This window comes from uncultured Thiodictyon sp. (genome assembly GCF_903946935.1).
GTDB lineage: Bacteria > Pseudomonadota > Gammaproteobacteria > Chromatiales > Chromatiaceae > Thiodictyon.
In genome coordinates, this window is the sequence record NZ_CAJAXH010000024.1 from 1 (window position 1) to 9,760 (window position 9,760).

At 64.0% G+C, this 9,760-nt stretch carries 9 protein-coding genes and 3 pseudogenes; 4 read left to right on the forward strand and 8 right to left on the reverse strand.

Translation table 11 applies throughout. From position 1 onward, the window contains the following. The 6 genes and pseudogenes from QZX93_RS03095 to QZX93_RS27255 all read right to left on the reverse strand — a co-directional run. Positions 1 to 1,633, reverse strand: a pseudogene (locus QZX93_RS03095) (hypothetical protein); the annotation flags it as partial. 95 nt (positions 1,634 to 1,728) lie between these two features. Continuing rightward, positions 1,729 to 2,175, reverse strand: a complete 447-nt coding sequence (locus tag QZX93_RS03100; protein WP_295389797.1) for a transposase — start codon at positions 2,173 to 2,175, stop codon at positions 1,729 to 1,731. A gap of 186 nt (positions 2,176 to 2,361) precedes the next feature. Further along, the gene (locus tag QZX93_RS03105; protein ID WP_295389796.1) at positions 2,362 to 2,484 is read right to left on the reverse strand and encodes a hypothetical protein; all 123 of its coding nucleotides are present in this window, start codon (positions 2,482 to 2,484) and stop codon (positions 2,362 to 2,364) included. A gap of 8 nt (positions 2,485 to 2,492) precedes the next feature. Further along, entirely contained in the window at positions 2,493 to 3,008 is a 516-nt protein-coding gene (locus tag QZX93_RS03110; protein ID WP_295389794.1) for an LEA type 2 family protein, read from the reverse strand. A 13-nt stretch (positions 3,009 to 3,021) separates the two neighbouring features. Further along, positions 3,022 to 5,133 carry a glycosyl hydrolase family 57 gene (locus tag QZX93_RS03115; protein WP_295389792.1) on the reverse strand — a complete coding sequence of 704 codons (2,112 nt, stop codon included), beginning with the start codon at positions 5,131 to 5,133 and terminating at the stop codon, positions 3,022 to 3,024. Between the two features lie 54 nt (positions 5,134 to 5,187). Beyond that, positions 5,188 to 5,586: a hypothetical protein gene (locus QZX93_RS27255; RefSeq protein WP_366759590.1), complete on the reverse strand. Its 399-nt coding sequence runs from the start codon at positions 5,584 to 5,586 to the stop codon at positions 5,188 to 5,190. A 174-nt stretch (positions 5,587 to 5,760) separates the two neighbouring features. On the opposite strand from QZX93_RS27255, the gene QZX93_RS03125 reads away from it, so the two are divergent. Genes QZX93_RS03125 through QZX93_RS27260 form a run of 3 tightly spaced genes read left to right on the forward strand, consistent with a single transcriptional unit; the run spans position 5,761 to position 6,542 of the window. Then, complete coding sequence (locus QZX93_RS03125; protein WP_295394347.1) at positions 5,761 to 6,009, forward strand: hypothetical protein; 249 nt, start codon at positions 5,761 to 5,763, stop codon at positions 6,007 to 6,009. Next, the gene (tnpB, locus tag QZX93_RS03130; RefSeq protein WP_295389788.1) at positions 6,006 to 6,173 is read left to right on the forward strand and encodes an IS66 family insertion sequence element accessory protein TnpB; all 168 of its coding nucleotides are present in this window, start codon (positions 6,006 to 6,008) and stop codon (positions 6,171 to 6,173) included. The genes QZX93_RS03125 and tnpB overlap by 4 nt, the downstream gene beginning before the upstream one ends. 33 nt (positions 6,174 to 6,206) lie before the next feature. After that, entirely contained in the window at positions 6,207 to 6,542 is a 336-nt protein-coding gene (locus QZX93_RS27260; protein WP_366759593.1) for a transposase, read from the forward strand. A gap of 20 nt (positions 6,543 to 6,562) precedes the next feature. Here QZX93_RS27260 and QZX93_RS03135 read toward each other — a convergent pair. Further along, positions 6,563 to 6,906 (reverse strand): annotated as a pseudogene (locus QZX93_RS03135) (DUF2326 domain-containing protein); the annotation flags it as partial. 108 nt (positions 6,907 to 7,014) lie between these two features. Next, positions 7,015 to 7,986: pseudogene (locus tag QZX93_RS03140) on the reverse strand (Rpn family recombination-promoting nuclease/putative transposase). A gap of 299 nt (positions 7,987 to 8,285) precedes the next feature. Here QZX93_RS03140 and QZX93_RS03145 point away from each other — a divergent pair. After that, on the forward strand, positions 8,286 to 9,644 hold the full coding sequence (locus QZX93_RS03145; protein ID WP_295394348.1) for an IS1182 family transposase: 1,359 nt from the start codon (positions 8,286 to 8,288) through the stop codon (positions 9,642 to 9,644). Positions 9,645 to 9,760 lie beyond the last annotated feature (116 nt).

Genomic DNA, 9,760 nt, shown 5'->3' on the forward strand with positions numbered 1-9,760 from the left:
CGCTCCGATCCACCGCCACCGGGACGGTTGAATTGGTGGTGGCGCCGTTGCCCAACGCGCCAGACCCGTTGTCACCCCAGCAGGCGGCGGTGCCGTCGCTGGCCAAGGTGCAGGTATGAGAGGCCCCGGCGCAGACCTGGGCGAGGGTCTTGCCGTTCAGCACCCCGCTCCGATCCACTGCCACCGGGACGGCTGAATCGGTGGAGGTGCCGTCGCCCAACTGACCAGACCAGTTCCAACCCCAGCAGGCGGGGGTGCCGTCGGTGGCCAAGGCGCAGGTGTGATAGTACCCCGCGCTGACCTGGGCGAGGATCTTGCCGTTCAGCACCCCGCTCCGATCCACCGCCATCGGGACCGATGAAGCTGTGTTGGCGCCATTGCCCAACTGGCCATACCAGTTGCTACCCCAGCAGACGGCGGTGTCGTCGGTGGCCAAGGTGCAGGTATGATAGGGCCCGGCACTGACCTGGGCGAGGGTCTTGCCATTGAGCACTCCGCTCCGATCCACCGCCACCGGGACGGTTGAATTGGTGGTGGCGCCGTTGCCCAACGCGCCAGACCCGTTGTCACCCCAGCAGGCGGCGGTGCCGTCGGAGGCCAAGGCACAGGTGTGAAAGCCCCTCGCGCTGACCTCGGCGAGGGTCTTGCCATTGAGCACCCCGCTCATATCCACCGCCACCGGGACCCATGCAGCCGTGTTGGTGCCGTTGCCCAACTGGCCATAGAGGTTGTGGCCCCAGCAGGCGGCGATACCGTCGCTGGCCAAGGCGCAGGTGTGATAGTCCCCCGCGCCGATCTGGGCGATGGTCTTGCCGTTGAGCACCCCGCTCACATTCACCGCCACCGGGACCCATGAATCCGTGTTGGTGCCGTTGCCCAACTGGCCATACCAATTGTAACCCCAGCAGGCGGCGGTGCCGTCGGTGGCCAAGGCGCAGGTCTGATTGCCCCCCGCGCTGACCTGGGCGAGTGTCTTGCCATTCAGCGCCCCGCTCGTATCCACCGCCACCGGGACCCATGAATCCGTGTTGGCGCCGTTTCCCAACTGGCCATAGGCGCTTGCACCCCAGCAAGCGGCGGTGCCGTCGGTGGCCAAGGCGCAGGTGTGACCGCCACCCGCGCTGACCTGGGCGAGGGTCTTGCCGTTCAACACCCCGCTGGTGTCCACTGCCACCGGGACCGATGAATGGATGTTGGTGCCGTTGCCCAACTGGCCAGACCCGTTGTCACCCCAGCAGGCGGCGGTGCCGTCGGTGGCCAAGGCGCAGGTGTGATAGGGCCCGGCGCTGACCTGGGCGAGGGTCTTGCCATTGAGCACCCCGCTCACATCCACCGCCACTGGGACCCATGAATCGGTGTAGGTGCCGTTGCCCAACTCGCCATCGAAGTTCCAACCCCAGCAGGCGGCGGTGCCGTCGGTGGCCAAGGCGCAGGTGTGAACGCCCCCCGCGCTGACCTGGGCGATGGTCTTGCCGTTCAGCACCCCGCTCACATCCACTGCCACCGGGACGGCTGAACCGGTGATGTTGCCCTTGCCCAACTGGCCATGCTCGTTGTAACCCCAACCCACGCCCAATCCCCCGGCACCGGCCCCGGGCGGCGCCAGCACCAGGGCGAGTGCGAACCCATGCATCCAACACCAAACCGACCGAACCGGATCAGTCCCCGACCGGCGCCCCACCCCACCCCACCAACGCATGAACGAACGCATCACACTTGTGCTCCATGTTAATGGGCATGAGAACGTGGAAACAAAATCTTGCCAACTGCGAAACTATAGCTTTCTGTTGCTGATGATTCAATCGCGGGATTGACCACCGGGGGTCGTGTCCCAGTCATCTGGTGCAGGCCGGGGAGGGGAGGCGGCTCGGGTCTTGCGCATCTCCCCGACGACTGGCGGTTTGCCCGATCATGGTCGTTGAGGTCTTCGTAACCCAACGCCAGCGCATACACGCGCTGCGCAACCAAGTCCAGCACGGTGTGTTCGATGGCGCCCGGATCACGATAGTCGGTGAACTGCTCGGCGAGCCGGGCGAGGATACCGGTGCGCACCTCGGTTTCGCGCAGCAGCAACCCCCCGCCGTCGGAGCTGATCATGCCCCCATCGAACGCCGCCACCACCGGGCGCTTGCCGAGCGCGTGAAATTCCTGCTGTTCGGGGTTACACTCTGTCATCGAAGGGCCGCCCTCTCACCGGCAAATAACATGTTGTTCGCACTAGCGTTATGCCAGAGTCGGCGGCCCTTTTTCAACCCCACGGTGAGCGATCCGGGCTAGGGCCGGTGTCCATGTATGGAAGGGCGCAACTGCTCATCACCCAGCCCATCGACCCGGCTGCGCGGCCATCGCGGTGCGGTGAGTTCAGAGCAGCATGACCAGTGTTGCCACGGCGGCCACCGCCGCTATCATCATGGCCCCGAGCTTGATGGTCAGGCGGTACTCCAGTTCGCGGATCTCTGACTTGAGTACCGGTTCCAACGCCACGCGACGGGCTATCGTCGCGGTGCGGCCTGACGCGTCGTCGGCGTCGTCAGCGCACCGGCGCGCGACAGGACCTCCTGGGGGTCCACCTGACCTGAATAGCGATAGGGTAGGGTGAGTAGCCCATCGGCGATGGTCGCCGTCCCCGTCAGGGTCCAGTCCAGGGGGGTCTGCCTGGTGGCCAGGGCGGGGAGCATCTGGGTCACGCCAAGCAGGCTGCCAATCACCTCCACGTCGACCGACGCATCGCCCAAGGCGGGGATCTGACGGTCCAGGGTGCTCGCGCCCTGCGCCAACTCCTGCCCTTCCAGTTTCAGCTTGTAGGTCATAGCCTTGATCGGCAGGGTCCGGTCGTTGGGGTTATGGACCGCCAGCGTGGCCACAAAGACCTGGCGTGCCAGGGTCATCTCTTTGAGCCGCAGACCGATAAGGCTCACCTCCGGTGCCTCCCAAGGCTGGGTCAGGGTGGCGCAGCCGGGGAGTAGCGCGGCGCACAGGAGTGCGACGGCAAGGGCGGATCGTTGCATGGTTGGTGACTCCTCAGGCCAGAAAAATACGTTCCAGGGCACCCCTGGACAGATTGCCGCGCCGGTCTTGCGCCTCGATGTAATAGCGCACATCGCCGGCACCGACCGGCAGCTCGGCGGTGAAATAGTCCGCCGTCATTGCGGCCCCGGTCTGGCTTGGATAGGGGCCATGGTTGTGCATGGTCAAGCGCCGTTCCCCGGTGGCGGTGCGCAACACCAGTTCGACCCGCGACAGCCCGCAGACATCGGCGACGAAGGTGTGGGTGACGCCTTGGCGCGGCGCATCGCGCAGGCACCCCTGTCCCCAGCGCTGGCCGCCCGGATTCTCCGGTGTCACCCAGGGCGGAAAGATCGTTGGTCCGTGGCGGTCGTGGCCGGCCGCCACCAGGGCATCGAGCGCCGGTTTGAGCAGGCCAAGCCCCAGATTGGCGGCGTTGGTCACCTGCTGGTCCCAGACCTGTTGGCCGGTCCAATACCAGTAGCAACTGGTTTCGGCGGTCAACAGCAGGCGGATGGCGGCGGCCAGATCCGGATGATCGGGCGCGCTCGCCTCCAGCGTATGCACGGCATTCTGCAAGGCGGTGAGTACCGCCCACGAATTCAAGTCAGGCGAGTAAGGCTGATCATAACGGCTGAACCACTTCATGAATTGCGGATCGCCGTTGTCGGCCCCCGCCCAGGAGCCCGGCTCGACATGACTCACCTGGGTCGGGTCGGGCGGGAAGCGTTGCAGATAATCCTCGACCGTGGTCAGCTCACAGCGGCAGTCCTGCTGGAGCCATTCGACCAGCCGTGCGGTGTTGTGGCCGTAATAGCTGTCGGCCCCGCCACCATGGTTGTCGCCATCCGAATGCAGTACGAAGAACGGCGGGTGCGCCGGATCGAAGCTGCCGGTGCTGACGATCCGATCATAGACCTGACCCAGCACATCGGGATATTGCAATGCACCGAAGCCGCCGCGTGCGTCCTCGTTGCCGATATAGCGCTCGGCCGGGACGGCGATGATCTTGTGGAGCTTGCCCTCCGGGTCCTCGTAGCCCACATATTCGGGCCGCAGCAGGCGCGGCGAAATCTTCGATCCGGCCCAGATATTGGTCAACTGCAACCAGTCATCCACTGACGGGTTGACCTGCTCGGCGGCATTCGGTGGCAACATGCCCTCATTGATGCCGGCATAAGGGTAATCGCGACAGGCGCGGAAGCGGTGGATCGAGTCATAGATCACGGCCGTCACGCCGGCCTCGACCAGGGCCGGGATCATGCGTACATGGAAGGCGGTTTCCGGCGGAAACAACACCCGCGACGCCTCGATGCCGAAGGTCCGTTTGATCAGGTCGCGGTGCCAGGCGATCTGGCGCACGATGTCCTGCGCGGGGATCAGCGGCATCAGCGGGTGAAAGAAGCCGAAGGTCGAAAAGGCGATACGCGGGTTGCCGAGCTCCGTCTTGGCCCCGGCCAGTTGGCGCAGTGCCTTGTTCCAGCCGGCGAAACGGCCGCCGCAGAGCCCCTCGGCCCCGCAGCGATCGAGTTGTTCGATCAGTGAGCCGCTCCAACTCGTCGACAGCCCGGCATGGGGCAGCGCGCCATCCAGGTATTGCCGCACCGCGGTGGGAATGAAATCCGTATAATTTCCGCCGCGCGAACCGAAGATGCCGTCTTTCTCACCATCCCAGTAGTTGCGGTCGGTGGTGTTGTAATAAGGCTGGTGCATGTGCTTGTGGATGCCGAAGTAGAGCCTTACCTCGGTCCCGCCGGATACCGCCGCACGAATTTCCGCCCTGGGTCTTGGCGGATGGATCAGGCGCAACTCCCGGTGTTCCTTGATCCAGTCTTCACCCTTCGCATGAGCGAGGTTGGCCTGGCGACAGCCCTCGATCTGGATGCTGATGCGCTCGCCGGCGAGCGTTCCCGCCGGCACGGCGGCGACATAGTCGCCTTTTCGGCTGGAGCGAATGGCATCGCCATTGAGCAGTATTTGTGTTCCGTGCGCATGCAAAATCACCTGGGGAAACGGAATCTCGCCGTCCGCGGTGAACTGGATGTCAAATGCGGGCTGCGTGCCGTCGGGCCCGCAGTGAATTTCTTTCGGGCAGTCGATCAGCAGAAAGCGGGTAAAGATCCCCATCGGTCACTCCAGGTCAAAGTCGTTGTAGGTTGGGGTGACGAAGGAACCCCAACATCAGCGCTGAAATGAAGAGAATGGCCAATCGACGGCGTGTTGCACATAGCAATGCTTCACCGGGTTGTAATGGGTGTAGTCGACATGGCGCTGGAGATCGACCTCGCCCCGAATCACATGCTCCCAAAAACGCCGTTGCCAAATCCCACGCTCTCCCTTGCTTTGGCGGCTCTTGCCAATCTCTTCAGTTTTCGGAATTGTACGCGAGAAGTCCGCTAGAAGGCTGCTGGATCGATCGGCCAAGTTGACCGTAAAGAAACCCCAGACGTCAGGATAGAAGTCGCCTCCGCTGGGAGGATTTGTGTGAGGATGGGGCATCACCGACCAGGGCCGCGCGAGCGCCCCGGGTCCATGAAACAGGCGACGAACGTTGAAAAGTAAGCATCCGGCGAATTGCATCTTTCGCCGCCCCGGTCGAACCAGCGAAGATCGCGCCTGGTTCAACCAGGTTGGGGGTGCCGTATCGCAAAGCAGGGGAAGGCTCAACGACGCAGCGCGGCGCAGTGGCGGGAACTGGTTGGCGCCGACGAGGCGAGCGGCTTGAGCCCACGGGCATTTTGCGCGCAGCATGGGGTGGCACAGACGACCTTCTATCAGTGGCGCCAGCGACTGCGGGAGGACGCCACGGGCGTCGGCGCGGCGCCGACACCCGGGCTGCACGTGGTCCCGGTGCGGGTGCTGGAGGAGCGGTCGGCGCCGGGCGGCGGCGCTGCCAGTGGGATCGCGTTGCTGACCCATGACGGGGTGCGCATTGAGGTGGCGTGCGCCTTCGACGGGGCGACCCTGACGCGGGTGCTGGCAACGCTGGCGGCGCGGGCATGATCGCCTTGGGGGAGGATACGCGGGTCTACCTGGCGCTGGGGGCCACGGACATGCGCAAGTCCATCGACGGGCTGGCGGCGTTGGTCGTCGACGTGTTGCAGCAGGACCCCTGCACTGCGCAGGTCTTCGTCTTCTGCAATCGTGGGCGCGACAAGCTGGAGTAGGAGCGGAGCCGCCAGGCGCAACGGATCGAGCAGCTGCTTGACTCTATCGCGCGGCTCAAGCGCAAACGCTTCGCCCCCAGTAGCGAGCAGATCGCCCCCAATCAACTCGGCCTCTTCGATGAGGCGGAGCCGGAGGCACTGAGCGGTGAACTGGAGCAGGCGACCCCGCCGCCGGTACCGCCCGTCCCCGACGCGCCCGCGGCGCCACCGAAAACGGGGACGGACAACGATTTCCTCTTCAGATCGGGTGTGTTGCTGGAGACAGAGGGGGGTGCAGGGTCAGGTTTTGCAATCCCGCATTTGGAGAAGAAAAAAGCCGGCCAAGGGCAAATCCGCTGCGTCGCACGATGCCTGGTCCGACGGAGATAGGGAGCAGTTCAGGCGCCTTCCTAGAATCGTAATCCGAAAAGCCCACCATCCTCGCTTGCGTCAGTGAGCACGACCGAAAGAGCATGGTCGCGAACGTTGAATCCTTCAGTGCTTTCCTTGAACGCGTCGTCCTCGTTCATTGTCACGAGTAATGGAAACCCAGTTCTTTCGCTGTCTGCGCTCCGACCTTGAGGGCGCTGGCGATTTGACGGCCATCTACGCCGTCGAAAAGATGGCTGTCGTGTACCAGAAATCCCGGCCCGGTGCCGCGCTCGGCGCACAAACGCATCAGCATCATGTCGAAGCAAAAGATTTGTATGTTCTTGATGCCCTTGCTGCGAGAACCGGGCATCGGAAACTCGAATGGGATCGCGGGAAAAGGGGCCGGGCTCGAATACAATCCAGCATCCTGAGAAACCCGGCTTGACTGAAGTAATAGGACAGAGGTGAGGTATCACGTCGCCTGCACCAATCAATGTAGCACCGCGTCGAGACTGTCCGCGGTGAGGATGCGGTCAGACCAGCGCAGCAGGGTATCGGGGTCCGCACTCGTAATGCGCGCGCGCGCCGCTTCGTTCGGGGCACCGAATTTCCGGTCGATCAGGCGTAGCAGAATAGCGGCCTCACCATCCTGTCGACCGCGCGTCACACCTTGTTCGATGCCTTGCTGTCTGCCTTGCTCGATGTGGCGGTCGATAAAGGTTTGCATGATGGGGTCTCCTGTGGGGGTCTTTTCCAGCAGGGCGCGGACATCGCGTTCTTCCACGCGCCCGGTGCCTTGGACATAGTAGCGCAGCAGAGATTCGAGGATCTCCAGCGCGGTCGCGCGGTCCTCGACCTGTTCGATCAGGGCCAAGAGGTCACTCAGCCGCTCGACGGGCTCTTGGCTGAAAATCCAACGCATCGCCAGTTGGACCAGGCGGGTCAGTACCGCGCCTTTGATCTCCGCGTTGGTGCGGGCAGAGATGTCATGTAGCGCGTAGGTAAACTGCGGCACGAAGGACGACATGACTGCCGGAAGTGGGGCGATCAGGTCTTGGAAGTTCCGGGGTGCGCGCCAGCGGCGTTTGCCGTGATAGATCACCAGCGGATAGACCGGCGGAAGCAAGTGGGCCTTCGGGTGTTGCTTGCGGTATGCATCGCCCTCGGCCACGAGGTAGCGCAGCAGTTGCAGCGCGGTCCAGTGTTCGGGGCTACTCTTGTGCTCGAACAGGACGTAGATCGTAAAGGGTCCGTCGCGATGGCGTACCCGATAGACCAGATCGGAGTAGGCCGCTCACAGGTCGGCCGACACGTAGGTGTCCTTGGATATTTCCAGGGTTCCGAGCTCGATCTCGGCGAGCAGCTCGGCCGGCAGATGGTGTCGCAGGAAATCCTCAGCGATCTCCCGGCGACCGAAGCTCTCGCGGAAAAAGGTGTCGTGGGGGGTGGCGATTTCGTCCATGGCATCAGAGATTAATCGCGGCGGGTTGACGGCGCAAGCGCCAGCTAGTCGAGGTCCTACCAAGACCCAAGCGACCCACTTTGGCCTTCGGGTTGGAGCCTGGACATTCCATCAGGCCGTTTTGGTGTCACCACCGAATACCGGGTCAACGGCGACGACATCCAGATCAAGATCTTCGCCTTGCCGAGGTAGGGCTTACCTCCGGTGGTCTAGCAGCCTGTCGGACTTCGGGGCTCCGTCGCGGGTGACGTTCCTGTACACTGTCCGGATCAACCCCGATGTCCGGAGTACGACTGCCGATGCGCCGCTTCCATCCGATGGACCGCGAGACTGACTTGCTGCTGCCGCTGTCGGTGCAGGACTGGCTGTCCAAGGGGCACCTGGCACGCTACGTGGTCGAGGTGGTGGACGGCTTGGATCTGAGCACGCTGGTGCAGGCGTATCGCGGGACCGGGAGTACGCCTTATCACCCAGCCATGCTGTTGGCGTTGCTGATCTATGGCTACGCCACCGGGCGTTTTTCCAGCCGCAAGATCGAGCGGGCCACCTATGATTCGTTGGCATTTCGCTTCATTGCCTGCAACCTGCACCCGGACCACGACACCCTGGCGACCTTCCGGCGACGCTTCCGCAAGGAATTTGAGACGGCCTTCGTGCAAGTGCTGGAGGTGGCGCGGGAGAACCGGTTCAGTCGGTTCGGCAGCGTCTGCCTGGACGGGACCAAGATTCACGCCAACGCCAGCCGCCACAGCGCCTTGTCCTATGGGCACGCCGAGGCCTTGGAGGCGCACCTGCGGGCCGAGGTCCAAGAACTGCTGGCGTTGGCCGAGCGCACGGACGGCACCCAGGTCCCGGACGGCATGAGCATCCCGGCGGAGCTGGAGCGGCGCGAAGAACGTCTGGCGGCGATTGCCGCCGCCAAGACCACGATCGAGGCACGGGCCGCCGAGCGCTTCGCGCGCGAACAAGCCGAGTACGAGGCGAAGCTCGTGGCGCGCGCCGCCCGCGTCGCGGCCACTGGCAAGAAGATTGGCGGCACCGCCCCCAAGGCCCCGACGCCGGGGCCGCGGGTGGATGACCAGATCAATCTGACCGACGACGAATCGCGGATCATGCCGGTCGCCGGCGGTGGCTTCGAGCAGTGCTACAACGCCCAAGCCATGGTCGACCCCGAGAGCATGCTGGTGGTGGTCCCACAGGTCGTGCAGGCGGTCAACGACAAGCAACAAGTGGTACCGATGCTCGCGAAGCTCCAGGCGCTGCCCGCGCCACTCAACGGCGCCAAGCAGGTCGCGGCGGACGCCGGCTATTTCAGCAAAGACAACGTGGCGGCCTGCGACGCGGCCGGGATCGAGCCGCTGATTGCGGTCAGACGCGACCAACACCACCCCCATTGGTCGGAGCGCTTTCGCGAGCCGCCGGAGCTGGCACCCGCGGCCACACCGGTCGAGCGTATGACCAACCGACTCAAGACCGGCGCCGGCCGGGCGGCCTATGCGCTGCGCAAGCAGACCGTCGAGCCGGTGTTCGGGATCATCAAGTCGGTGATGGGTTTCCGCCAATTTCTCACCCGCGGTCTGGACAACGTCCAGGGCGAGTGGACGTTGGTCTGCCTGGCGTGGAACCTAAAACGGATGGCCGTATTACGTCCGCAGTAAGGGGATAACCGAGGAAAACTGCGTTTTTAGCCGAAAATCGCCTCTTTTTTTGCCAAAAAAAGCCATCCAACGGCCTCAGGCGGTGGTGACGGTGGCTAAGTCCGACAGGCTGCTAG

Bases quoted from the DNA above. Each gene is read 5' to 3' on its own strand.
- QZX93_RS03100 (WP_295389797.1), bottom strand. From the start codon at position 2,175: ATGACAGAGTGTAACCCCGAACAGCAGGAATTTCACGCGCTCGGCAAG.
- QZX93_RS03110 (WP_295389794.1), bottom strand. From the start codon at position 3,008: ATGCAACGATCCGCCCTTGCCGTCGCACTCCTGTGCGCCGCGCTACTC.
- QZX93_RS03115 (WP_295389792.1), bottom strand. From the start codon at position 5,133: ATGGGGATCTTTACCCGCTTTCTGCTGATCGACTGCCCGAAAGAAATT.
- QZX93_RS27255 (WP_366759590.1), bottom strand. From the start codon at position 5,586: ATGCAATTCGCCGGATGCTTACTTTTCAACGTTCGTCGCCTGTTTCAT.
- tnpB (WP_295389788.1), top strand. From the start codon at position 6,006: ATGATCGCCTTGGGGGAGGATACGCGGGTCTACCTGGCGCTGGGGGCC.
- QZX93_RS03145 (WP_295394348.1), top strand. From the start codon at position 8,286: ATGCGCCGCTTCCATCCGATGGACCGCGAGACTGACTTGCTGCTGCCG.